This is a genomic window from Actibacterium lipolyticum, from assembly GCF_900184935.1.
Classification (GTDB): domain Bacteria; phylum Pseudomonadota; class Alphaproteobacteria; order Rhodobacterales; family Rhodobacteraceae; genus Actibacterium_A; species Actibacterium_A lipolyticum.
In genome coordinates this window covers 166,910-191,580 of the sequence record NZ_FXYE01000001.1, presented here as the reverse complement: position 1 = coordinate 191,580, position 24,671 = coordinate 166,910, and the positions used below count along the sequence as shown (strand labels likewise).

Below are 24,671 nucleotides of genomic sequence, written 5' to 3'. Positions count from 1 at the left end.
CTCCCGCGATCAGCTATTGAAGGGCATGTTGAAAGCTTTCAACAGCGCCTTAGCTTCCGCGTCGGTTTTCGCGGTGGTGGCAATTACGATATCCATGCCCCAGACTTCGTCGACTTTGTCGTACTCGATCTCTGGGAAAACGATGTGCTCTTTCAAGCCCATTGCATAGTTACCACGACCATCGAACGACTTGCCCGAAACACCGCGGAAGTCGCGGATACGAGGCATTGCAACAGTCACGAGGCGATCAAGGAATTCGTACATCCGGTCACCGCGAAGGGTCACTTTCGTGCCCAGCGGCATCTCTTCACGAACGCGGAAGCCAGCGATGGACTTCTTGGCTTTCGTGATGACGGATTTTTGCCCAGCGATTGCCGTCAGATCAGCTTCTGCAGATTTGACTTTCTTGGAGTCACGAACCGCTTCAGCACCACAACCGATGTTAAGCACGATTTTGTCGAGCTTAGGGATCATCATGTCGTTGGAATAGCCGAACTCTTCTTTCAGAGCAGCACGGATCTTGTCCTTGTACTCTGCTTTCAGGCGCGGGGTATAGGTTGCAGCGTCAAGCATTAGACGGCCTCCCCTGTGGATTTGGCGAAACGTACCTTTTTGCCGTCTTCCATGCGGAAGCCAACGCGGGTCGCTTTACCATTCGTGTCCAAAAGTGCCAGATTCGACAGCTGGATCGGCGTTGCCATAGGAACGCGACCACCTTGGCTGGTCTGGGACTGACGTGTGTGGCGGATCGCCATGTTCACGCCTTCAACGATTGCCTTGCCAGCCTTTGGGTCAACAGACGAAATCTCGCCTTCTTTGCCCTTATCGCGGCCAGTCAAAACGACGACTTTGTCGCCCTTCTTCAATTTAGCAGCCATCTTACAGCACCTCCGGTGCAAGCGAGATGATTTTCATGAAGTTTTTGGCACGCAGTTCGCGAACAACTGGGCCGAAGATACGTGTACCTACAGGCTCGTTGTTGTTGTTCAGAATAACAGCTGCGTTGCGATCGAAACGGATCGCTGTGCCATCTTCACGACGGACTTCTTTCGCGGTGCGAACGACGACGGCCTTACGGACATCACCTTTCTTAACACGACCGCGTGGAATGGCTTCCTTAACCGAAACGACAATGATGTCGCCTACGGATGCGTATTTACGCTTGGAACCACCCAGAACCTTGATGCACTGCACCCGGCGAGCGCCGGAGTTGTCAGCTACATCCAGATTGGTCTGCATCTGGATCATGTGGTTTCTCCCGACCTTTGGGGACTTCCCCCAGGGTTTCGTTCAAACTGCAAAGCAGTCGCTTAGTTAGCGACGACTTCCCAGCGTTTCGTTTTCGAAATTGGCGAACATTCTTGGATGCGAACGCTATCACCAACTTTGAATTCGTTCTTCGGATCGTGAGCCCGGTATTTCTTGGACTTACGGATCGTTTTCTTCAGAACCGGATGCGTAAAGCGGCGTTCAACGGAAACCGTGATGGTTTGCTCGTTCTGGTCGCTCGTCACGGTGCCTGCGAGGATGCGTTTGGGCATGTGTCGTGCTCCTTATTCAGCCGCCGCTTCAGCGGCTTTTTGGTTCAGAACCGTCTTTACACGTGCAACGTCACGACGGACGGTACGCATGCGTGCGGTGTTTTCCATGGCACCAGTTGCCTGCTGAAAGCGCATGTTGAATGCTTCTTTCTTCAGGTTGGCCAGCTCTTCACGAAGCTGGTCTGGCGTCTTGTCACGCAGTTCTTGAGCGTTCATTGCTCTTCTTCCTTTTTCACAACACCAGCGAGCCCCCGTTTCGGGTCACCCGTGACCTGGTGGATGAATGACAAACACACGAATCCCGGTGACCCGGGTTCGCGAGATGGGTCTCTATAGGAGGGAGTCGCCTAGGGGGCAAGGGAAAGTTTCCTTATGCGTCAGCATTTCCCCTGCACGCGGTGATAGCGTGCCAGCATGAGGCCGCGAAGAATGCATTCGCCGGATCCTCAGATGCCCCGGGCCGGCCCGGGTTCATCGGCAGCACGGCCGCTAACGGCGCTAGCCCCAAGCGTAGTTGAAGCTAACGCTTATCCGCTCTTCGTCGGTCATATTCATCGGCACTTCATGGCGCAGCCAACTTTCCCACAACAGCACCTCGCCCACTTCCGGCGCGACATAGACAAAGCTGCGAAGCTCCTCCCGCGCATCTTTGCGGCGCGTCGGTGCGGCCATCATCATCGGCAAACGCGGGTCTTCCAGCTTCAGCGCGCTGGTCCCTTCGGGCATCGCGACATAGGTGGTGCCGCTGATCACCGAATGCGGGTGAATGTGGGATGAATGCACACCGCCGGGAGGAAGGATGTTGATCCAGATATCCTCAAGCTTCAGCTCTTTGTCTCCCAGATCGAATTCAAGGTCTTCGGCAAACGCCGCAACATGCTTATCGAGCGCTGTGACAACATCCTGAAAGATCGGAAACCGCCAAGGCAGATCGGTCAGCGAGGCATAGCTCGTGTAACCGGGATACCCGTTCTCCTCGCACCAATCCTGTCCGGCCTCATCATCCTCAGCAATGGAATAGCACGAGGCCTCCAACTCATTGGCATCAATGGCAACGCCCTGCTCGGACAAAGCAGCGCGGTAAAGGCGAGTGACGAAGAGAGATTTGATCTGTGACATGGGCATCTATTACCCCACGAATCCACGCAAGGCGAGAGGGACAATTCGCCGACCAGGGGATAACAAAAAAGCCCCCGCCGATTTCTCAGCGGGGGCTAATTTCTTAGGTGCGTTGACCGGGCTTACCAGTCTTCGCGAACCACGATGCGGGTTTTGACCGGCAGCTTCATCGCAGCCAGACGCAGCGCTTCGCGTGCGATATCTTCGGCGACGCCGTCGATTTCAAACATCACACGACCAGGCTTAACCTTGCAGGCCCAGAAATCCACGGAACCCTTACCTTTACCCATCCGAACTTCGGTAGGCTTGGAGGAAACTGCGGTGTCTGGGAAGATCCGGATCCAGACCCGGCCCTGACGTTTCATGTGACGGGTCATGGCACGACGTGCAGCTTCAATCTGACGTGCAGTCACACGCTCAGGCTGAGTTGCTTTCAGGCCGAAAGTCCCGAAGTTCAGGTCAAAACCGCCTTTTGCCTGACCGTGGATACGGCCTTTGTGCATCTTGCGGAATTTTGTACGCTTTGGTTGCAGCATCTCTCATCTACTCCTTAGCGACGGCCGCCGGCGCCACGGGGCGCGGGACCTTCCTGGAGTTCTTGCTGACGACGATCACGAGCAGCAGGATCGTGCTCCATGATTTCGCCTTTGAAGATCCAGACTTTGATACCGATGATACCGTAAGGCGTCTTAGCCTCGGCATGTGCGTAATCGATGTCGGCACGCAGCGTGTGCAGCGGAACGCGACCTTCGCGGTACCATTCAGTACGCGCGATTTCGGCACCACCAAGACGGCCAGCAACGTTTACACGAATGCCGAGCGAGCCCATGCGCATCGCGTTCTGTACCGAACGCTTCATTGCACGGCGGAACGAAACACGACGCTCAAGCTGCTGCGAAATGCTTTCAGCAACAAGCTGGGCGTCCAGCTCGGGCTTGCGCACTTCGACGATGTTCAGGTGCAGCTCGCTGTCGGTCATAGCCGCCAGCTTTTTGCGCAGCGTTTCGATGTCAGCGCCTTTTTTACCGATGATCACGCCAGGACGCGCAGTGTGAATAGTCACACGGCACTTCTTGTGCGGACGCTCGATGATGATGCGGCTAACACCAGCTTGCTTGCAGTCTTCTTTGATGAACTCACGGATTTTGATGTCCTCGAGGAGGAGATCACCGAAGTCCTTAGTATCAGCGTACCAGCGGCTGTCCCAGGTGCGGTTGACCTGCAGGCGCATACCGATCGGATTGACCTTATGACCCATTACGCTTGCTCCTCAACTTGACGCACCTTGATGGTGAGTTCCGAGAACGGCTTTACGATCTTGCCAAACCGGCCACGTGCACGCGGGCGACCGCGCTTCATGGTCAGGTTCTTACCGACATAGGCTTCAGCAACGATCAGCTCATCAACATCCAGGTTGTGGTTGTTTTCAGCATTCGCGATAGCCGACTGAAGGCATTTCTTCACGTCAGCCGAGATACGCTTGTTGGAGAACGTCAAGTCGGCCAGAGCCTTGTCAACTTTCTTCCCGCGGATCATCGCAGCAACCAGGTTCAGCTTTTGCGGCGAGGTGCGAAGCATCTTTGCTTTTGCAAAGGCCTCATTCTCGGCCACGCGGCGGGGATTCTTTTCCTTACCCATGGCTTATTTCCTCTTCGCTTTTTTATCAGCCGCGTGACCATAGTAGGTGCGCGTCGGTGCATACTCACCGAACTTCTGGCCAATCATGTCCTCGGACACGTTAACCGGAATGTGCTTCTGACCGTTATAAACGCCGAACGTCAGGCCCACGAACTGGGGCAGGATCGTCGAGCGGCGCGACCAAATCTTGATAACTTCGTTGCGGCCCGATTCCCGAGTCTTCTCAGCTTTCTTGAGAACGTAGGAATCAACGAAGGGGCCTTTCCAAACAGAACGCGACATATTAGCGGCCCTTCTTCTTGGCGTGACGCGAGCGGATAATCAGCTTGCTCGACGCCTTGTTCTTGTTGCGGGTGCGGGCGCCCTTTGTGGGTTTACCCCACGGGGTCACTGGGTGACGACCACCCGATGTACGACCTTCACCACCACCGTGCGGGTGATCGATCGGGTTCATAACAACACCACGAACAGATGGGCGGATGCCCTTGTGGCGGTTACGGCCAGCTTTACCAAGGTTTTGGTTGCTGTTGTCAGGGTTGGACACCGCACCAACGGTGCACATGCATTCCTGACGAACCATACGCAGTTCACCCGAAGACAGGCGGATCTGAGCGTAGCCACCGTCACGACCAACGAACTGGGCGTATGTGCCAGCCGCACGAGCGATCTGACCGCCCTTGCCTGCTTTCAGTTCGATGTTGTGTACGATTGTACCGATTGGCAGGCCGGTGAAGGGCATGGAGTTGCCGGGCTTCACGTCAGCTTTTGCCGAAGAAATGACCGAGTCGCCAACGCCAAGGCGCTGCGGGGCCAGGATGTAGGCCTGCTCGCCATCTTCATAGCGGATCAACGCGATGAAGGCTGTGCGGTTGGGGTCATATTCAATACGTTCCACAGTTGCGGAAACGTCGAATTTGTTACGTTTGAAATCGACAACGCGATAGAGACGCTTCGCGCCACCGCCGCGGCGGCGCATAGTGATCCGTCCGGTGTTGTTCCGACCGCCCTTTTTGGTCAAACCCTCAGTAAGAGATTTGACCGGACGCCCTTTCCAAAGCTCCGAACGGTCGATCAGAACCAGCCCACGCTGGCCAGGCGTCGTCGGCTTATACGACTTAAGTGCCATGCTTTCTGTCTTCCGTTTAGCTGCGACAGGTAAACCTGCCTATGTGATTAGCCCCCCGTAGGTGGCCGAGTGTATAGGGCCCCGAAGGTCCCAAGTGTATTTTAACAAAGTTAAGCGGCCCCAGAACGAATCTGAGGCCGAGAACCATCCGCGCGTACTAACAGAGGGGCTGGGGGGTGTCTATAGAGTGACGATGGTTTTCGGGCTGGCCGTTCAAGGCGACATGAATTGACCTGCTGCCGTCTATCCTTGCAACGCGCCCGTTCACGATGTCATTGGGTCGTTTTCAAATTTACGGAGCAGATCCGCGAGTTTCGTCAGCTCTTCAGCGCTTAAAACCGATTGGGTAAGGTCATGCTCAAGTTCCTTAAGCGAATAATACTCCAATTCGTTTGCAATCTCGCGTCGCTTGAGAACCTTGTTGGCAGTTTTCTTTAAAAGCCCCGTCTTGGTGTGGAAATCAAACCCAACTTCATTTCGGAAATCCGTCAGAAATTGACGGACATCGGCCTCTAGGCCTCCTTCCGCCGACCTCGCCATATAGGACAAATCGCTCCACGTATGTGAATACCACCGCTGGACTTCTTCGGTAATTTGCGCGCATTGGCTGTCTTTTGTGTCGTCAAAAAGCTGAAGGAAAAAAGAGCCCGGAACGACGACAATCTGATTAATGTCCTCTTCGCTAACCGCTTCCTGATCGCGCTTTATGCACGAGATTCGCCACGCGCGGTAAAAATCCAGTCCCTTTAAAAGACGGACTAGTTCATCCCTCAAAGCCTGTCGATTTACTCTCCCTGCCATCCAACAAGCTTACCGAAGGCGACACAGCGGTCAATGTGGGCGGCTGACTTACGATCCGCTTTTGCCTGTCCTCTGAAATGAACTTAACAGGCGGATCTTCCCCACACGGACAATCAGCCCTAGCGAAACAAAAAGGCCCCCGCAATTGCGAGGGCCTTCTTCATTCTATCAGCTTTCGATTAGAGACCAGTGCTCACGTCGATTGTGTTACCTTCTTCGAGGGTAACATAAGCCTTCTTAACGTCTTTCCGCTTGCCCAACTGGCCGCGGAACCGCTTGGACTTACCTTTGGTGATGGTCGTGTTCACGGCCTTCACCTTCACACCAAAGAGGTTTTCAACCGCCTCTTTGATCTGTGGTTTGTTCGCGTCGATCGCTACTTCGAAAACAACCGCGCCATTTTCAGACGCCATAGTGGCTTTCTCGGTGATGATCGGCTTGCGGATCACGTCGTAATGTTCTGCCTTAGCGCTCATTTCAGTCGAGCCTCCAGTGCTTCAACACCCGCCTTCGTGAGCACAAGTGTGTCACGCTTCAGGATGTCATAAACATTTGCGCCCATCGATGGCAGGATATCCAGACCTTCGATGTTACGTGCTGCCTTGGCGAAGTTTTCGTTCACCGAAGCACCGTCGATAACCAGCGCGCGTTTCCAGCCCAGGTTCTTCACGGCTTTTGCAAGAACGGCGGTTTTGCCATCTGCGTCTGCCGTGTCGATCACAACCAGCTCACCCGCTGCCATTTTGGCAGACAGAGCGTGCTTCAGGCCAAGCTTACGGAATTTCTTCGTAAGATCGTGGCCGTGGCTGCGAGGGGTTGGACCCTTATAGATACCACCCTTGCGGAAGATCGGCGCGTTACGGTCACCGTGGCGTGCGCCGCCGGTGCCCTTCTGGCGATAGATCTTCTTGGTCGAGTAGCTGGTCTCGGACCGTGTCTTTACCTTGTGGGTACCCTGCTGCGCATTGTTGCGCTGCCAGCGAACCACACGGTGCAGAATGTCCGCACGAGGCTCAAGACCAAAGATCTCTTCGCCCAGCTCAACGGAACCGGCTTTGCCGCCGTCCAGTTTGATTACATCAAGTTTCATTCTGCATCTCCTTCAGCGGGAGCTTCTGCAGCGGCAGCTTGGGCCGAACGCAGAGCAGCAGGCAGAACCAGATTGTCAGGCGTCGGCTTCTTCACCGCGTCTTTAACCGTGACCCAGCCACCTTTGGAGCCAGGAACGGCGCCTTTAACCATGATCAAGCCACGGTCGGCGTCGGTCTTAACAACCTGAAGGTTCTGAGTTGTCACGCGGGCAGCACCCATGTGACCAGCCATTTTCTTACCTTTGAAAACGCGACCAGGATCCTGACACTGACCAGTCGAACCATGCGAACGGTGCGAAATCGAAACACCGTGCGACGCACGCAGACCGCCAAAGTTGTGCCGTTTCATAGCACCTTGGAAGCCTTTACCGATGGACGTACCGGAAACATCAACGAACTGACCAGCAAAGTAGTGGTCAGCGGTGATTTCTTCACCAACGCCGATCAGGTTTTCCGGGGCAACGCGGAATTCCGCGATCTTCCGCTTAGGCGCAACAGAGGCCTTAGCGAAATGCCCACGCATAGGGGCCGATACCCGCTTAGCTTTGGCTGTGCCGGCACCCAACTGAACAGCGGTGTAACCGTCTGTTTCAGAAGTACGCTGTGCGACAACCTGCAGGTTCTCGAGTTGAAGGACCGTCACAGGAATCTGCTTCCCGTCGTCCATGAAAAGCCGGGTCATGCCGACTTTCTTTGCGATTACTCCAGAGCGCATCTGCTGGTGCCCTCCTTAAACCTTGATCTCGACGTCAACGCCAGCAGCCAGGTCGAGCTTCATAAGCGCGTCCACAGTCTGAGGTGTTGGGTCGATGATGTCGAGAAGCCGCTTGTGCGTGCGGATTTCCCACTGATCACGGGATTTCTTGTCTACGTGGGGACCACGCAGAACCGTGAACTTTTCAATTTTGTTCGGCAGCGGGATCGGGCCACGTACCTGAGCGCCGGTGCGCTTGGCAGTGTTCACGATTTCCTGCGTGCTGGCATCCAGCACACGGTAATCGAAGGCCTTCAGCCTGATGCGAATGTTTTGCGACTGCATGTCGGTGCCTTTCGCGGCTTAGAGTTGATAGGTGGAGCGAGGGTCATTCCCCGCCCCACTTCGAACCCGGAGGTCTTTTAGTCGAGGATTTTGGATACGACGCCGGCGCCGACGGTACGACCGCCTTCACGGATAGCGAAACGCAGGCCATCTTCCATAGCGATTGGGGCGATCAGTTCGACTTCGAACTTCAGGTTGTCGCCTGGCATCACCATCTCGGTGCCTTCAGGAAGCGTAACCATGCCGGTCACGTCCGTCGTGCGGAAGTAGAACTGAGGACGATAGTTCGCGAAGAAAGGCGTGTGACGGCCACCTTCGTCTTTCGTCAGGATATAAGCCTCAGCTTCGAACTTGGTGTGCGGTGTAACCGAACCCGGCTTACACAGAACCTGACCACGCTCAACGCCTTCACGGTCAACACCACGCAGAAGCGCACCGATGTTGTCGCCAGCTTCACCACGGTCCAGCAGCTTGCGGAACATTTCAACGCCCGTACAGGTCGTTTTCGAAGTGTCTTTGATGCCAACGATTTCGATCTCGTCGCCAACATTGATCACGCCACGCTCAACACGGCCCGTAACAACAGTACCACGACCAGAGATCGAGAAGACGTCCTCGATCGGCATCAGGAACGGCAGGTCAACTGCACGTGCTGGGGTCGGGATGTATGTGTCGACAGCTTCCATCAGCTTTTTGATCGACTCTTCGCCGATCTCAGGATCGCGACCTTCCAGAGCGGCCAGAGCCGAACCAGGGATCACTGGAATGTCGTCGCCAGGGTAGTCGTAAGAAGTCAGAAGCTCGCGGATTTCCATCTCAACCAGCTCAAGAAGCTCTTCGTCGTCAACCTGATCAACTTTGTTCATGTAGACAACCATGTATGGGATGCCAACCTGGCGGCCCAACAGGATGTGCTCACGCGTTTGCGGCATAGGGCCGTCAGCAGCGTTAACAACCAGGATCGCGCCGTCCATCTGCGCAGCACCCGTGATCATGTTCTTAACATAGTCAGCGTGGCCCGGGCAGTCGACGTGCGCGTAGTGACGGGTTTCAGTCTCATACTCAACGTGAGCGGTAGAGATCGTGATACCACGTGCTTTTTCTTCGGGTGCGCCGTCGATCTGATCGTAGGCTTTGAAATCACCGTAGTACTTGGTGATCGCTGCGGTCAGCGTCGTCTTGCCGTGGTCAACGTGGCCAATCGTGCCAATGTTGACGTGCGGTTTGGTACGCTCAAACTTTTCCTTAGCCATGATGGCCTCCTCTTGTTCTTAAAACGGTGCTGCGCCTGACCGCGCAACACCGCGTTTTCTGAATTAGGCGTATTTCGCCTGAATTTCGTCCGAGATGTTCTGCGGAACTGGGTCATAGTGATCGAACTGCATCGAGAAGTTCGCGCGGCCCGAAGACATGGAACGCAGCGTGTTGATGTAGCCGAACATATTTGCCAGTGGAACGAAGGCGTTGATGACGATCGCGTTGCCGCGTGTCTCTTGGCCCTGAACCTGACCACGACGAGAGGTCAAGTCGCCGATGATGCCGCCGGTGTATTCTTCCGGGGTCACAACTTCGACCTTCATGATGGGTTCCAGCAGTTTCGCGCCAGCTTTACGCAGACCTTCGCGCATACCTGCACGTGCCGCGATTTCAAAGGCAAGAACGCTGGAGTCAACGTCGTGGTATGCACCGTCGATCAGGGCAACTTTGAAGTCGATCACGGGGAAGCCAGCCAATGGGCCGCTATCCATAACCGATTTGATGCCTTTTTCAACGCCGGGGATGTATTCCTTAGGAACGTTACCACCAACAACTTTGGACTCGAACGAGTAACCTTCGCCAGCTTCTGTCGGCGTGATAACCATTTTGACCCGCGCGAACTGACCCGAACCACCCGACTGTTTCTTGTGGGTGTAATCGATTTCAGCTTCGTGGCCGATGGTCTCACGGTAAGCCACTTGAGGCGCACCGATGTTAGCTTCAACCTTGAATTCACGCTTCAGACGATCAACCAGAATGTCCAGGTGAAGTTCGCCCATACCTTTCATGATGGTCTGACCGGATTCCAGATCAGTTTCCACACGGAAGGATGGATCTTCAGCTGCCAGACGGGCAAGACCCTGAGACATCTTTTCTTGGTCGGCTTTGGTCTTTGGCTCTACCGCGATCTCGATAACGGGATCGGGGAAAGTCATCGTTTCCAGAACCACCGGATCGTTGACGGCGCAAAGCGTGTCACCTGTGGTGGTGTCTTTCAGACCAGCAAGCGCGATGATGTCGCCAGCAAATGCTTCTTCGATCTCTTCGCGGTTGATCGAGTGCATCATCATCATACGGCCAACACGCTCTTTACGGCCTTTGGTCGAGTTCAGCATAGTGCCGCCCTTGGCCAGAGTACCCGAATAGATACGTGTGAAGGTCAACGAACCAACGAAGGGGTCGTTCATGATTTTGAATGCAAGGCCAGAGAACGGCATTTCATCGTCCGCACGACGCGGGATGTCACGTGTTTCTGTCTCGTCACCAGGCTTAAAGCCCATGTAGTCAACAACGTCCAGCGGGCTGGGCAGGTAGTCAACAACAGCGTTGAGAAGAGGCTGAACACCTTTGTTTTTGAACGCCGAACCAGCAAGAACTGGAACGAAGGTCATCGACAAGGTGCCCTTGCGGATCAACTTGCGCAGGGTTGCGATATCAGGCTCGTTACCTTCAAGGTAAGCTTCCATCGCGTCGTCGTCCATTTCGACGGCCATTTCGACCATCTCGTTGCGCATTTCAGCAGCTTTGTCAGCCAGCTCAGCGCGGATTGGACGAAGTTCCCACGAAGCACCAAGGTCTTCGCCGGCCCAAACCCATTCCTGCATGGTCACCAGATCAACGATGCCTTCCAGCTCGGTCTCAGCGCCGATAGGCAGCTGGATCGGGCATGGGCGTGCGCCGGTACGATCTGCGATCATGTGAACGCAGTTGAAGAAGTCAGCGCCGATCTTGTCCATCTTGTTGACGAACACGATACGTGGAACTTTGTAGCGGTCAGCCTGACGCCATACGGTCTCAGTCTGAGGCTCAACACCAGCGTTGGCGTCAAGAACAGCAACCGCGCCATCAAGAACCGCCAGCGAACGCTCAACTTCAATGGTGAAGTCAACGTGGCCGGGGGTGTCGATGATGTTCAGACGGTGCTTTTCAGTTTCGGCGTTTTTGCCATCTTCGGTGCGTTCCCAGAAAGTGGTCGTCGCAGCCGAGGTGATGGTGATCCCGCGTTCCTGCTCCTGCTCCATCCAGTCCATGGTGGCCGCACCATCGTGCACCTCACCAATGTTGTGGGACTTACCGGTGTAGAAAAGGATACGCTCGGAACAGGTAGTTTTACCTGCATCGATGTGCGCCATGATGCCGAAGTTACGGTATCTGTCGAGTGGGTATTCGCGTGCCATTGGTTCGGTCCTAGGCCAGAGTTACCAGCGGTAATGGCTGAAGGCTTTGTTAGCCTCGGCCATCTTGTGAGTGTCTTCGCGCTTCTTAACGGCGGAACCACGGCTTTGAACAGCGTCGATCAGCTCACCGGCCAGACGCTCTTCCATCGTGTTTTCGTTCCGCGCACGGGACGCGTTGATCAACCAACGGATTGCAAGTGCTTCGCGGCGCTCTGGGCGCACTTCGACGGGCACCTGGTAAGTCGCACCACCAACACGGCGGGAACGGACTTCAACCGAAGGCTTAACATTGTCCAGCGCTTCCTGGAAAACTTCGACGGGCGAGCGCTTAAGCTTGCCTTCGACGCGGTCCAGCGCGTTGTATACGATGCGCTCGGCGGCAGATTTTTTGCCGTCGATCATCAGGTTGTTCATGAATTTTGTCAGAACCCGATCACCAAACTTGGCATCAGGCAGGACTTCGCGCTTCTCGGCGGCGTGACGACGGGACATTCCAGTCTCTCCTTACTTAGGACGCTTCGCGCCGTACTTCGAACGGCGTTGCTTACGGTCTTTGACGCCCTGGGTATCCAGAACACCGCGAAGGATGTGATAACGAACACCCGGAAGGTCTTTTACCCGGCCGCCACGGATCAGAACCACAGAGTGTTCCTGAAGGTTGTGGCTTTCACCTGGGATATAGCTGATGACCTCGAAGCCGTTTGTCAGGCGCACTTTGGCAACCTTACGCATAGCCGAGTTCGGTTTCTTAGGTGTTGTTGTGTATACGCGCGTACATACGCCACGCTTCTGCGGGCAAGCCTGCAGGTGCATGGACTTCTGGCGCTTTACTTTGGGCTGCCGCGGCTTGCGGATCAGCTGTTGGATCGTTGGCATGCACGTTCCTCGTGTTGCACTTTGTCAATACTCGCCCCCAAAACCGGGGACGCCGCTTCTCGACGGTGCTCTGCACACTTGCAGAAACACCAATACCGCATGCGTTCCCTCGTTCGCGGGAACGACGCGGTGGAATTACAGAGGATCGGGGCAGTTAAACCCGGATCTTGACCACTTCAATTCTGATTTCAGGCCAAATGAGGGATTACCACACCTGCCTGAGTGGGCGCGGTATATGGAGAGTCGGCATAGTTGTCAACACAGAGCATAAAACACAGCACATGAGTGGAAGCGCCGACAGAACCGTGCCGATAGCTATCACACGGTTGCGCGGCGGGCGCCAGCCCCCCATCGCCGACAAAGGTCGAACTGAGCGCGGGATATTGCGAACACCGTAGGCCCCGGTAAGTGCTAGATTGAGGTACCTGAAGGATCCACGTAAGCTGCGCGAAATATCATCTGAAGGTGACCAATGAGTATGAAAATTGTCGGCGTCTTTTCCGTGCTTCTGCTTGCCGCTTGCGGTGGCGGCGGCGGGGGCAGTGAGCCCACACCGGAAGAAAGCGTTACGCCCGCAACGCCCAGCATCACCTCTGTCCAAGAATTCGCGGATAGCGCCGATCAGTTTGACGCCACCATTCTGAACGTGGCCAACCGCGCGCAGGCCACCAACATACCGACAAGCGGCAGTGCGACCTATAACGGTCGGGTAAGCGCTGACTATGCCGGCGACATCACCGGCAGCCTGCTGGGCGACATGTCGATGACTGCGCAGTTTGACAGCTTGGCCATTTCGGGCACGATTGATGAGCTTGTCGCGTCCGATGGGGCCGACGTCTTCGACGTTGGCGGCGAACTTACCATTGATGGCGCGTTTGCTGGCTCCGACATTCAGGCCAGCGCAACCGGTGCCTTGATGCTGCCGACAGCGACTGGCGCGTCGGTTTCTTCGGATACTGGACTTGAAATGTTTGGCGTGTTTCTTGGCCCATCGGGTACACCCACGGCCGTTAATGGCGCGATGACCGGGGGTACGGTCAATGGTGTCGCAATAACGCTGGATCAGGCCCTATTCTACGGCATCAAGTAACGGTCTGCCTACCCGGTTCCTTTAGGGCCGCGTACGGCAGCTGACGCTTCCACTACAACGAAAAAACCCCGCCAACTTGGCGGGGTTTTCATTTTCATGGCCTTTAGAAGGCGAACTTATTCGTTGTGGCTTTCCGGTGTCTCGACCAGGCCGAAATCTTCGCCCCCATCCGAAACAACATCTTCCATCGGCGCGGCAAGGGCTGCGGCTTCTTGTGCCTCTGCCTGACGCGCTTCCAGAACGGTCTGGTCCCGCTCTGCCGCGATACGGCGAACGCGCTGTGTTGCGCCACCTGTACCGGCTGGGATCAGACGACCAACAATCACGTTCTCTTTCAGGCCGACAAGCTTGTCGCGCTTACCTTGAACCGAAGCCTCGGTAAGAACACGTGTCGTTTCCTGGAACGAGGCCGCAGAGATGAACGAGCGTGTCTGAAGCGATGCTTTGGTGATACCCAGCAGGATCGGTTCGCCCCGTGCAGGACGGCCGCCTTTGGAAATCGCCTTGGCGTTTGCTTCGTCAAACTCGGCCTTGTCCACATTTTCGCCCTTAAGAAGGGTCGTTTCACCGCTGTCCAGAATTTCCCATTTCTGGAGCATCTGACGCACGATGACTTCGATATGCTTGTCGTTGATCTTAACGCCCTGCAGTCGATAAACGTCCTGCACCTCGTCGATCATGTAGTCGGCCAAAGCCTCTACACCCATGATCGACAGAATGTCATGAGGCGCTGGGTTACCGTCCATGATGTAGTCGCCCTTCTGGACGAAGTCACCTTCCTGAACAGGAATGTGCTTGCCCTTAGGCACCATGTATTCGACGGTTTCCATGCTCTCATCAGCAGGCTCGATCGCAATCCGACGCTTGTTTTTGTAGTCGCGGCCAAAGCGCACGTAACCATCGATTTCCGCGATGATAGCGTGATCTTTCGGACGACGTGCTTCGAACAGTTCGGCAACACGCGGCAGACCACCGGTGATGTCTTTCGTCTTGGCACCTTCACGCGGGATACGCGCAACAACGTCACCGGCTTTGATCTCTTGCCCGTCTTCGACCGACAGAACAGCGTCAACCGACATTGGGTAAGTTACCGGATTGTCAGCATCGTTGCGAATAGGCTCACCCGTTGCAGGATCAACGATGATCACCTCAGGCTTCAGATCGTTGCCTTTCGGCGCAGCGCGCCAATCGGTCACGATCCGCTGGGTCATGCCAGTCGCGTCATCGGTTTCCTCACGAAGGGCGATGCCGTTCACAAGGTCAACGAATTTAGCGATACCGGCTTTCTCAGCGATGATTGGAAGCGTGTAAGGATCCCATTCATAAAGCTTGTCGCCGCGGTTAACAGAAGCACCGTCTTCGACGTGAACCTTTGTGCCGTAGCCCAGCTTGTGGCTGGCACGCTCAACACCGTTTTCGTCGATGATCGCCATGACCATGTTACGGCCCATAACGATGCGATCGCCGCTCGCGTTTTCAAGCAGGTTCGTGTTGCGGAATTCAACCTTACCAGCCTGGCTAGCTTCTTGGAACGACTGCTGACCACCCTGCGCAATACCGCCGATGTGGAACGTCCGCATCGTCAGCTGTGTACCAGGTTCACCAATCGACTGCGCCGCGATGATACCAACGGCTTCGCCGGTGTTCACCATCGTACCACGTGCAAGGTCACGACCATAACACATGGCGCAAACGCCCTCTTCCGCTTCACAAGTCAGCGGCGAACGCATGCGAACAGTGGCAAGGCCAGCTTTTTCGATAGCGTCGGATTTGCGTTCGTCGATCAACTCGTTGCGGCTGACGATGACTTCATCTGTGCCGGGGCGCAGAATGTCTTCGGCAGCAACACGACCCAGCAGGCGCTCGGACAGCGACGAAACAACTTCACCGTCGTTCACAGCGGCTTCGGCTGTAATGGCGTTTTCAGTTCCGCAATCCTTCATACGAACGATGCAGTCCTGCGCCACGTCAACCAGACGACGTGTCAGGTAACCAGAGTTAGCCGTCTTAAGCGCCGTATCGGCCAGACCCTTACGGGCACCGTGCGTAGAGTTGAAGTACTCGAGAACGGTCAGACCTTCTTTAAAGTTCGAGATAATCGGCGTTTCGATAATCTCGCCAGAAGGCTTAGCCATCAGACCACGCATACCGCCCAGCTGCTTCATCTGAGCAGGGGAACCACGCGCACCAGAGTGGGACATCATGTAAACGCTGTTTGGCTCTTTCTCTGCACCCGCGTCATCAACGCGAACCGCCGAGATTTCGTCCATCATAGCGCCCGCAACTTCGTCGGAACACTTCGACCAGGCATCGACAACTTTGTTGTACTTCTCGCCCTGAGTGATCAGGCCGTCCATGTACTGTTGTTCGAATTCTTTAACCTGATCACGAACGCCGTTGACGATATCCCATTTGGTATCTGGGATAAGCATGTCGTCCTTACCGAACGAAATGCCCGCCTTAAACGCTTCGCGGAAGCCCATGGTCATGATCTGATCACAGAAGATGACGGACTCTTTCTGGCCGCAGTAACGATAAACGGTATCGATGACCTGCTGCACTTCTTTCTTCCGCAGAAGACGGTTCACCAGATCAAACGGTGCTTTCGCGTTCAGCGGCAGAAGCGCGCCAAGACGAACACGACCCGGCGTGGTTTCGAAGCGTTTGAACACCTCGTTGCCTTCGTCGTCGATCTGCTTAACACGGGCTTGGATCTTCGCGTGAAGGTGAACTTCACCAGCGTTCAACGCATGTTCGATCTCTTCGACCGAACCGAAGACCATGCCTTCGCCCTGCATACCCTTACGTTCCATGGTGATGTAGTACAGACCAAGGATCATATCCTGCGACGGAACGATAATAGGCGCACCGTTTGCAGGGGACAGAACGTTGTTCGTCGACATCATCAGAACACGGGCTTCCAACTGGGCCTCAAGGCTCAGCGGAACGTGAACAGCCATCTGGTCACCGTCAAAGTCAGCGTTAAACGCCGAGCAGACCAGCGGGTGAAGCTGGATGGCTTTACCTTCGATCAGCGTGGGTTCGAACGCCTGAATACCAAGGCGGTGAAGCGTTGGCGCACGGTTCAGCATGACTGGGTGTTCGCGGATCACCTCGTCCAGAATATCCCAAACCTCGGGACGTTCCTTTTCAACCAATTTCTTGGCTTGCTTCACTGTGGAAGACAGACCTTTGGCTTCTAGACGGGAATAGATGAACGGCTTGAACAACTCCAACGCCATCTTCTTGGGAAGACCGCATTGATGCAGTTTCAGTTCAGGCCCGGTCACAATCACCGAACGACCAGAGAAGTCGACCCGTTTACCCAAAAGGTTTTGACGGAAACGACCCTGCTTACCCTTCAGCATGTCGGAAAGCGATTTCAGCGGGCGCTTGTTTGCACCCGTGATAACGCGGCCGCGACGGCCGTTATCAAACAGCGCATCAACGGATTCCTGAAGCATCCGCTTTTCGTTCCGAACGATGATGTCCGGCGCGCGAAGCTCGATCAGGCGCTTCAAACGGTTGTTCCGGTTGATCACCCGGCGATACAGATCGTTCAGGTCCGAGGTCGCAAAGCGGCCGCCATCAAGTGGAACCAGCGGGCGCAGCTCTGGTGGGATGACTGGCACAACGGTCAGGATCATCCATTCAGGGCGGTTGCCGGAATCCAAGAAGCTTTCAACCACCTTAAGGCGCTTGATGATTTTCTTGGGTTTCAGCTCGCCTGTGGCTTCTTTCAGCTCTTCGCGCAGACGCTCAGCTTCGGCATCCAGATCGATCTGGCTCAGCATTTCGCGAATGGCTTCGGCGCCGATACCTGCGGTGAACGCGTCCATGCCGAAGGCATCTTGGGCGTCCATGTACTCTTCTTCGGTCATCATCTGACCGTAGGTGAGGTCCGTCAGGCCGGGTTCGATAACCACATAGTTTTCGAAGTACAGCACGCGTTCCAGATCACGCAGTGTCATGTCCAGCATCAGGCCGATGCGGGATGGCAGCGATTTCAGGAACCAGATGTGTGCAACGGGCGAGGCCAGCTCGATGTGGCCCATACGCTCGCGGCGCACCTTCTGGAGCGTTACTTCAACACCACATTTCTCGCAGACAACGCCGCGATACTTCATGCGCTTATATTTGCCGCAGAGACATTCGTAGTCTTTGATCGGGCCAAAGATACGAGCACAGAACAGACCGTCGCGTTCAGGCTTGAACGTACGATAGTTGATCGTCTCGGGCTTCTTGATCTCACCGTAGGACCAGCTGAGGATCCGCTCTGGCGAGGCAAGGGAAACCTTGATCTCGTCGAATTGCTTCGGCGGAGTCAGCGGGTTGAACGGGTTTGTCGTCAATTCCTGGTTCATTGCGTATTCCTTACGTCAGGGGATGGGTTGAGAAGGGCGCGAACGCCCTACTCGTCCTCCGCATCCAGGAGTTCCATGTTCAGACCGAGGCCGCGGACCTCTTTCACCAGCACGTTGAAGCTTTCTGGTACGCCAGCCTCGAAGTTATCCTCGCCTTTGACGATGGATTCATAGACTTTCGTACGGCCCGCCACGTCATCCGACTTGACGGTAAGCATCTCTTGCAGGGTGTAAGCGGCGCCATAGGCTTCCAAGGCCCAGACCTCCATCTCACCGAAGCGCTGACCACCGAACTGCGCCTTACCACCCAGCGGCTGCTGCGTAACAAGCGAGTATGGGCCAGTCGAACGTGCGTGGATTTTGTCATCGACCAGGTGATGCAGCTTCAGCAGGTACTTCACGCCGACCGTTACAGGGCGGGCGAACTGCTCACCTGTACGGCCATCATAAAGCACCGACTGGCCAGATTCAGAGAACCCAGCACGCAGCAGCGCGTCGTTGACATCGGCCTCTTTCGCGCCGTCGAAAACAGGCGTCGCGATTGGAACACCGTTCACAACGTGACCGGCAGCTTCCAGAAGTCGATCTTCATCCATGCCGGCGATGCCTTCTTCGTAGACATCGTCGCCATACGCGTTGCGCATCGCTTCGCGAACCGGTGTCAGATCGCCTGAGCGTTTGAATTCACCCAGCGCATCATCGATCTTCAGACCAAGACCCCGTGCGGCCCAACCCATGTGGGTTTCAAGGATCTGACCAACGTTCATACGCGAAGGCACACCCAGCGGGTTCAGACAGAAATCGACCGGCGTACCATCGGCAAGGAACGGCATGTCTTCCATGGGTACAACCCGCGAAATAACACCTTTGTTCCCGTGACGACCGGCCATCTTATCGCCCGGCTGAAGCTTACGCTTCACAGCGATGAAGACTTTTACCATCTTCATCACACCCGGAGGCAGATCGTCGCCGCGGCGAACCTTTTCAACCTTGTCTTCGAACCGCGCGTCCAGCGCACGCTTCTGTGCTTCGAACTGACCGTTCAATGCTTCGACCTGTGCGGCGTCGGCTTCGTCACCCAGTGCAAGCTGCCACCACTGACCTTTGGACAGCATGTCCATCAGTTCTTCGGTGATTTCCGAATTCGGCTTAACGCCTTTCGGACCTTTTACAGCAACCTTGCCAAGGATCATGCCTTTCAGACGCGCATAGATGTTGCGCTCCAGAATGACCATCTCATCGTCGCGGTCACGTGCAAGGCGTTCAACTTCTTCGCGTTCGATCTGAAGCGCACGTTCGTCTTTTTCCACGCCGTGGCGGTTAAAGACGCGTACTTCAACGATCGTACCGAAGTCACCCGGCGGTACACGCAGGGATGTGTCACGAACGTCCGAGGCTTTCTCACCGAAGATAGCGCGCAGAAGCTTTTCTTCTGGCGTCATCGGGCTTTCGCCCTTCGGTGTGATCTTACCAACCAGAATGTCAGCCGGGCCAACCTCTGCGCCGATGTAAACGATGCCAGCCTCGTCGAGGTTGCGCAGCGCTTCTTCACCAACGTTCGGGATGTCACGAGTGATTTCTTCTGGGCCCAGCTTCGTGTCACGTGCGGCGACTTCGAATTCCTCGATGTGAACCGAGGTGAAGACGTCGTCACGGGCAATCCGCTCAGAGATCAGAATGGAGTCTTCGTAGTTGTAACCGTTCCAAGGCATAAACGCGACGATCACGTTCTTACCAAGCGCCAGCTCGCCGTTGTCTGTGGACGGGCCATCAGCAACAACTTCGCCTTTGCCAACCTTGTCACCAACCTTCACCAAAGGCTTCTGGTTGATACAAGTGTTCTGGTTCGAACGCTGGAACTTACGCAGACGATAGATGTCTACGCCCGGATCGCCCGGTTCCAGATCTTCGGTGGCGCGCACAACGATACGTGTCGCATCGACTTGGTCGATGACACCCGCACGTTTCGCCATGATCGCCGCACCCGAGTCACGCGCAACAACTTCTTCGATACCGGTACCCACGAACGGAGCATCGGCCTGAAGCAGTGGCACGGCCTGACGTTGCATGTTCGAACCCATCAAGGCGCGGTTAGCATCGTCATTTTCAAGGAACGGAATAAGCGAGGCAGCAACAGACACCAGCTGTTTTGGCGAAACGTCGATCAGATCAACATTCGCGTTAGGCTGAAGCATGTATTCGCCAGACTGACGTGTCGAAACCAGATCGTTCACAAAACGGCCGTCTTCGTCGAGGTTGGCGTTGGCCTGAGCCACAGTGTGGCGCATTTCCTCGGTCGCGGACATGTAGTTCACTTCGTCAGTGACCTGACCGTCCACAACTTTACGATACGGTGTTTCGATGAAGCCGTATTTGTTCACGCGGGCATAAGTGGCCAACGAGTTGATCAGACCAATGTTTGGCCCTTCCGGCGTTTCAATCGGGCACATCCGACCATAGTGGGTCGGGTGAACGTCGCGAACCTCAAAGCCAGCACGCTCACGCGTCAGACCACCTGGGCCAAGCGCCGAAAGGCGGCGCTTGTGGGTAACTTCGGACAGCGGGTTGGTTTGGTCCATGAACTGCGACAGCTGCGAAGAGCCGAAGAATTCACGTACAGCAGCCGCAGCCGGTTTCGCGTTGATCAAGTCCTGAGGCATGACAGTGTCGATTTCGACGCTGGACATACGCTCTTTGATCGCGCGTTCCATACGCAGCAGGCCAACACGGTACTGGTTTTCCATCAGTTCGCCAACGGAACGAACACGGCGGTTACCAAGGTGGTCAATATCGTCGATATCGCCCTTGCCGTCGCGCAGTTCAACCAGCGCTTTGATGCACGAAATGATGTCGTCACGGCGCAAGGTGCGCTGTGTGTCAGGCGCATCAAGAGCCAGACGCATGTTCATCTTCACGCGACCAACAGCCGACAGGTCGTACCGCTCGGAATCGAAGAACAGCGTGTCGAACAGAGCCGACGCAGCTTCGACGGTGGGCGGTTCACCCGGACGCATAACGCGATAGATATCCATAAGCGCGGTGTCGCGACCCATGTTCTTATCTTGCGCCATCGTGTTGCGGATGTACGGGCCGACGTTGATGTTATCGATGTCCAGAACCGGAATATCGGTGATGCCAGCATCCAACAGTTCTTTCAGCGAACCACCGGTTACTTCACCTTCTTTGTCCAGTTCCCAAGTCAGCTCATCACCGGCTTCGACATAGATCGCGCCAGTTTCTTCGTTGATGATGTCCTTGGCTACGAACTTGCCAACGATCTGATCGAACGGGATCAACAGATCGGTAACAGCGCCTTCGTCGATAAGCTTCTTAACCGCGCGCGGGGTAACCTTTTTGGTTGCCTCGGCGATAACTTCGCCTGTTTTCGCATCAACAAGATCGAAAGCAGGACGCGTACCACGTGCACGTTCGGGGAAGAACTTGGTGACCCAGCCTTTACCCTTCTGAAGCTTGTAATCAACCGTGTCGTAATAGGCATCCATGATGCCTTCCTGATCCAGACCCAGCGCATAAAGCAGCGTGGTCACAGGCAGCTTACGACGGCGGTCGATACGAGCAAACACGATGTCTTTCGCGTCAAACTCAAAGTCCAGCCAAGAGCCACGGTATGGGATAATGCGGCAAGCAAACAAAAGCTTACCCGAAGAATGGGTTTTACCTTTGTCGTGGTCAAAGAACACGCCGGGCGAACGGTGCATCTGGGAAACGATCACACGCTCTGTACCGTTTACAACAAACGTACCGTTTGGCGTCATCAAAGGCATATCGCCCATGAACACGTCTTGTTCTTTGATGTCTTTAACCGACTTCGCGCCTGTGTCTTCATCGACATCAAACACGATCAGTCGCAGCGTCACCTTCAAAGGCGCGCTGTAGGTCATGTCACGCTGCTGACATTCCTCAACATCGTATTTCGGCTTCTCAAGCTCGTAACGAACGAACTCCAGAACCGCGGTTTCGTTGAAATCCTTGATCGGGAATACCGACTGGAAAACACCTTGAATGCCTTCGCCGTCCAAAGGTGCAGGCTGGTCGCCTGACTTCAGGAACAGGTCGTAGGAAGATTTTTGAACCTCAATCAGGTTCGGCATTTCCAGAACTTCACGGATTTTACCGTAAAATTTGCGGAGTCGTTTCTGGCCAACAAACGTCTGCGCCATGTGCGTCATCACCTTTCGTCTGTCGCGTCGCGCCATGCCGTCGGGCTCCGGCTGCGCACCGCTCACGAATGAAGGAGGTAAGGTCCAATTCTTGCATGCCGTCCCACCGGCTGCTCCCGAACCTTAAACCGCGCCTTAGAAAAAGCTCGTACAACAAGCCCTTTCTAAGACAGGTTCGGCTGGGCCCGAAAACTCGGACCCAGCCTTTTCAAATGGTCGCGGCCAAGGCCGCAGCCGATTACTTAAGCTCGACTTCTGCGCCAGCTGCTTCCAGCTTGGCTTTGATGTCTTCAGCTTCTGCTTTGTCGCAGCCTTCTTTAACGGCTTTGCCGCCAGCTTCGACCAGCTCTTTAGCTTCTTTGAGGCCCAGGCCAGTGATGCCGCGGACTTCTTTGATGACGTTGATTTTCTGAGCGCCAGCGGCTTTCAGGATCACGTCGAATTCTGTCTGCTCTTCAGCAGCAGCAGCGTCGCCACCAGCAGGACCAGCCATCATTACAGCGCCACCGGCAGCTGGCTCGATGCCATACTCGTCTTTCAGGATGGTTTTCAGTTCTTGTGCTTCGAGAAGCGTCAGACCAACGATCTCTTCGGCAAGTTTCTTCAGATCAGCCATTATACTGTTTCCGTTCTTTCAGATGTGTTCCAACGTAGGGAAGTTCAACCCCACACAGGCTCCGTGTTGCTTAAGCGGCTTCCGCACGCTCCTCGATAGTCGAGAGGATGCTCGCGACGTTAGAAGCAGGCGCGCCAATGGCACCAGCGATGTTCGAAGCAGGGGCACCGATACAGCCAACGATGGAGGCAATAAGCTCCTCGCGGGACGGCATGGCGGCCACGGCTTTAACACCAGCAGGGTCCAGAGCGGTCTCACCCATTGCACCACCAAGGATTTCGAACTTGTCGTTTTCCTTGGAGTACTTCTCGGCGATCTTGGCAGCTGCCACAGGATCTTCCGAGTAGGTCAGAACGGTCATGCCCGAAAGAAGGTCGGCAATGCTTGCGCAAGGCTTTCCGTCTAGGGCGATCTTGGCGAGCTTGTTCTTGGCGACACGTACAGACCCACCAGCTTCGCTCATTTGAGCGCGCAGGTCTTGCATCTCAGCAACCGTGATTCCTGCATAGCGTGCGACCACGACTACGCCAGAGCTTTCGAAGATTTGGCCGAGCTCTTCGACCAATTTCTCTTTCTGGGCTCTATCCACAGTTTCACTCCAATTCAGGAAGGCTCTCACCTTCCGGCTCGTATTTGCTGACCAAAGGCCAGCGTTCAGGTCCGCTAACGGGTCTGAGCCAAAACCGCCCGAGGAAACCCTCGGTCATTCTGGTCGTCTCCCGTCTCAGGCAGGAAATTAAGGATCCAGCTGGATCCACCCACCGTCTTGGACGAAAAACACATAAGCGCACGACGAATCGCGCGCTTATGTGCGAACTCGTGTCCTATTCAGAAAACGAAGGTTTTCCAAGCCCAAACGAAAAACTTTTTTGCGACGCCGGATTCAGACTGTGGGGAAATGATCGAAAATGGCCGCAATGCGCCGTTTTGCAGTGGCTTAAAACGCCCAACCCTACCCGGCTGTTAAGCCTTTCTGGCAGGGGCGAAGCCAAGGGGGAATACACCCCCTGAAAGTAAGAAAAAGGGCGCCAACTTTGTGGCGCCCTTCGTAACTGATTAGTTGCCAGTTGCGTTCGAAACGTCGATCGAAACACCTGGGCCCATAGTAGAGCTAAGGGAAACCTTCTTCATATAGGCGCCCTTGGCACCAGCAGGCTTGGCCTTGCTTACAGCTTCAACAAAAGCACGAACGTTTTCGACCAGTTTGGCCTCATCGAACGATGCTTTGCCAACGCCAGCGTGTACAACACCGGCTTTTTCAGCCTTGAACTGCACTTCGCCACCCTTGGCAGCTTCAACAGCCGCAGTGACATCCATAGTAACGGTGCCAACTTTTGGGTTTGGCATCAGGTTACGTGGACCAAGCACTTTACCCAAACGACCAACGATCGGCATCATGTCAGGCGTAGCGATGCAACGATCGAATTCGATCTTGCCGCCCTGAATGATTTCCATCAGGTCTTCCGCGCCAACGATATCCGCGCCAGCCGCCTTGGCTTCGTCAGCCTTAGGGCCACGTGCGAATACAGCAACACGAACGGTTTTGCCTGTGCCGTTTGGCAGGGACACAACACCGCGAACCATTTGGTCAGCGTGGCGTGGGTCAACACCAAGGTTCAGCGCAATTTCAACGGTCTCGTCGAACTTGGACTTTGCATTGCCTTTAACCAGAGCAACAGCTTCTTCAACTGTTACGTCTTCTTTGCCAGCGAATGCTTCACGCGCAGCGCGTGTACGTTTACCGAGTTTTGCCAT

The 24,671-nt window shown here is 55.2% G+C and carries 26 protein-coding genes; 1 reads left to right on the top strand and 25 read right to left on the bottom strand.

All coding sequences use genetic code 11. The features are described 5' to 3' along the window. Window positions 1-9: 9 nt before the first annotated feature. The 20 genes from rplE to rpsL all read right to left on the bottom strand — a co-directional run bounded on the left by rplE (window position 10) and on the right by rpsL (window position 12,665). Window positions 10-573 (bottom strand): 50S ribosomal protein L5, encoded by a 564-nt coding sequence (gene rplE / locus COL8621_RS00975; protein WP_093965415.1) that lies wholly within the window; start codon window positions 571-573, stop codon window positions 10-12. Further along, window positions 573-878: a 50S ribosomal protein L24 gene (rplX, locus tag COL8621_RS00970; protein WP_093965413.1), complete on the bottom strand. Its 306-nt coding sequence runs from the start codon at window positions 876-878 to the stop codon at window positions 573-575. Before rplX ends, rplE begins: the two co-directional genes overlap by 1 nt. 1 nt (window position 879) lies before the next feature. Then, entirely contained in the window at window positions 880-1,248 is a 369-nt protein-coding gene (gene rplN / locus COL8621_RS00965; RefSeq protein WP_005621870.1) for a 50S ribosomal protein L14, read from the bottom strand. A gap of 62 nt (window positions 1,249-1,310) precedes the next feature. Continuing rightward, a complete protein-coding gene (gene rpsQ, locus COL8621_RS00960; protein WP_093965411.1) occupies window positions 1,311-1,541 on the bottom strand; it encodes a 30S ribosomal protein S17 in 231 nt (76 codons plus the stop codon). Window positions 1,542-1,553: 12 nt separating this feature from the next. Next, the gene (gene rpmC / locus COL8621_RS00955; protein WP_093965408.1) at window positions 1,554-1,757 is read right to left on the bottom strand and encodes a 50S ribosomal protein L29; all 204 of its coding nucleotides are present in this window, start codon (window positions 1,755-1,757) and stop codon (window positions 1,554-1,556) included. A 282-nt stretch (window positions 1,758-2,039) separates the two neighbouring features. Continuing rightward, complete coding sequence (locus COL8621_RS00950; protein ID WP_093965406.1) at window positions 2,040-2,660, bottom strand: 2OG-Fe(II) oxygenase family protein; 621 nt, start codon at window positions 2,658-2,660, stop codon at window positions 2,040-2,042. A gap of 122 nt (window positions 2,661-2,782) precedes the next feature. Further along, window positions 2,783-3,196: a 50S ribosomal protein L16 gene (gene rplP, locus COL8621_RS00945; RefSeq protein ID WP_093965403.1), complete on the bottom strand. Its 414-nt coding sequence runs from the start codon at window positions 3,194-3,196 to the stop codon at window positions 2,783-2,785. 14 nt (window positions 3,197-3,210) lie between these two features. After that, window positions 3,211-3,918, bottom strand: coding sequence for a 30S ribosomal protein S3 (gene rpsC / locus COL8621_RS00940; RefSeq protein WP_093965401.1), 708 nt, complete (start codon window positions 3,916-3,918; stop codon window positions 3,211-3,213). Continuing rightward, complete coding sequence (rplV, locus tag COL8621_RS00935) at window positions 3,918-4,298, bottom strand: 50S ribosomal protein L22 (RefSeq protein ID WP_093965398.1); 381 nt, start codon at window positions 4,296-4,298, stop codon at window positions 3,918-3,920. The genes rpsC and rplV overlap by 1 nt, the downstream gene beginning before the upstream one ends. A gap of 3 nt (window positions 4,299-4,301) precedes the next feature. Continuing rightward, the gene (gene rpsS, locus COL8621_RS00930; RefSeq protein ID WP_035261069.1) at window positions 4,302-4,580 is read right to left on the bottom strand and encodes a 30S ribosomal protein S19; all 279 of its coding nucleotides are present in this window, start codon (window positions 4,578-4,580) and stop codon (window positions 4,302-4,304) included. Between the two features lies 1 nt (window position 4,581). Further along, a complete protein-coding gene (gene rplB / locus COL8621_RS00925; protein ID WP_093965395.1) occupies window positions 4,582-5,424 on the bottom strand; it encodes a 50S ribosomal protein L2 in 843 nt (280 codons plus the stop codon). Window positions 5,425-5,688: 264 nt separating this feature from the next. Further along, window positions 5,689-6,225, bottom strand: coding sequence for a hypothetical protein (locus COL8621_RS00920; RefSeq protein WP_093965392.1), 537 nt, complete (start codon window positions 6,223-6,225; stop codon window positions 5,689-5,691). Window positions 6,226-6,404: 179 nt separating this feature from the next. Beyond that, window positions 6,405-6,701: a 50S ribosomal protein L23 gene (locus tag COL8621_RS00915; RefSeq protein ID WP_093965390.1), complete on the bottom strand. Its 297-nt coding sequence runs from the start codon at window positions 6,699-6,701 to the stop codon at window positions 6,405-6,407. Continuing rightward, complete coding sequence (gene rplD / locus COL8621_RS00910; protein ID WP_093965387.1) at window positions 6,698-7,315, bottom strand: 50S ribosomal protein L4; 618 nt, start codon at window positions 7,313-7,315, stop codon at window positions 6,698-6,700. The genes COL8621_RS00915 and rplD overlap by 4 nt, the downstream gene beginning before the upstream one ends. Beyond that, the gene (gene rplC / locus COL8621_RS00905; RefSeq protein WP_093965384.1) at window positions 7,312-8,031 is read right to left on the bottom strand and encodes a 50S ribosomal protein L3; all 720 of its coding nucleotides are present in this window, start codon (window positions 8,029-8,031) and stop codon (window positions 7,312-7,314) included. Before rplC ends, rplD begins: the two co-directional genes overlap by 4 nt. Before the next feature lie 15 nt (window positions 8,032-8,046). Continuing rightward, window positions 8,047-8,355 (bottom strand): 30S ribosomal protein S10, encoded by a 309-nt coding sequence (gene rpsJ / locus COL8621_RS00900; RefSeq protein WP_037209276.1) that lies wholly within the window; start codon window positions 8,353-8,355, stop codon window positions 8,047-8,049. A 77-nt stretch (window positions 8,356-8,432) separates the two neighbouring features. Next, window positions 8,433-9,608, bottom strand: a complete 1,176-nt coding sequence (gene tuf, locus COL8621_RS00895; RefSeq protein ID WP_093965351.1) for an elongation factor Tu — start codon at window positions 9,606-9,608, stop codon at window positions 8,433-8,435. A gap of 63 nt (window positions 9,609-9,671) precedes the next feature. Then, window positions 9,672-11,789 carry an elongation factor G gene (gene fusA, locus COL8621_RS00890; RefSeq protein WP_093965381.1) on the bottom strand — a complete coding sequence of 706 codons (2,118 nt, stop codon included), beginning with the start codon at window positions 11,787-11,789 and terminating at the stop codon, window positions 9,672-9,674. Window positions 11,790-11,810: 21 nt separating this feature from the next. Continuing rightward, window positions 11,811-12,281 (bottom strand): 30S ribosomal protein S7, encoded by a 471-nt coding sequence (rpsG, locus tag COL8621_RS00885; RefSeq protein WP_093965379.1) that lies wholly within the window; start codon window positions 12,279-12,281, stop codon window positions 11,811-11,813. Window positions 12,282-12,293: 12 nt separating this feature from the next. Further along, window positions 12,294-12,665: a 30S ribosomal protein S12 gene (gene rpsL / locus COL8621_RS00880; protein ID WP_035253348.1), complete on the bottom strand. Its 372-nt coding sequence runs from the start codon at window positions 12,663-12,665 to the stop codon at window positions 12,294-12,296. 472 nt (window positions 12,666-13,137) lie between these two features. On the opposite strand from rpsL, the gene COL8621_RS19240 reads away from it, so the two are divergent. After that, on the top strand, window positions 13,138-13,755 hold the full coding sequence (locus tag COL8621_RS19240) for a HupA family protein (RefSeq protein ID WP_207652068.1): 618 nt from the start codon (window positions 13,138-13,140) through the stop codon (window positions 13,753-13,755). Window positions 13,756-13,871: 116 nt separating this feature from the next. Here COL8621_RS19240 and rpoC read toward each other — a convergent pair whose 3' ends face one another. From rpoC to rplA, 5 genes are all read right to left on the bottom strand, one after another. Next, window positions 13,872-18,119 carry a DNA-directed RNA polymerase subunit beta' gene (rpoC, locus tag COL8621_RS00870; protein WP_093965373.1) on the bottom strand — a complete coding sequence of 1,416 codons (4,248 nt, stop codon included), beginning with the start codon at window positions 18,117-18,119 and terminating at the stop codon, window positions 13,872-13,874. A 47-nt stretch (window positions 18,120-18,166) separates the two neighbouring features. After that, window positions 18,167-22,300: a DNA-directed RNA polymerase subunit beta gene (gene rpoB / locus COL8621_RS00865; RefSeq protein WP_093966852.1), complete on the bottom strand. Its 4,134-nt coding sequence runs from the start codon at window positions 22,298-22,300 to the stop codon at window positions 18,167-18,169. 238 nt (window positions 22,301-22,538) lie between these two features. Next, window positions 22,539-22,916, bottom strand: a complete 378-nt coding sequence (rplL, locus tag COL8621_RS00860) for a 50S ribosomal protein L7/L12 (protein WP_093965370.1) — start codon at window positions 22,914-22,916, stop codon at window positions 22,539-22,541. Between the two features lie 70 nt (window positions 22,917-22,986). After that, window positions 22,987-23,505 (bottom strand): 50S ribosomal protein L10, encoded by a 519-nt coding sequence (gene rplJ / locus COL8621_RS00855; protein ID WP_093966851.1) that lies wholly within the window; start codon window positions 23,503-23,505, stop codon window positions 22,987-22,989. A gap of 467 nt (window positions 23,506-23,972) precedes the next feature. Continuing rightward, window positions 23,973-24,671, bottom strand: a complete 699-nt coding sequence (rplA, locus tag COL8621_RS00850; protein ID WP_093965367.1) for a 50S ribosomal protein L1 — start codon at window positions 24,669-24,671, stop codon at window positions 23,973-23,975.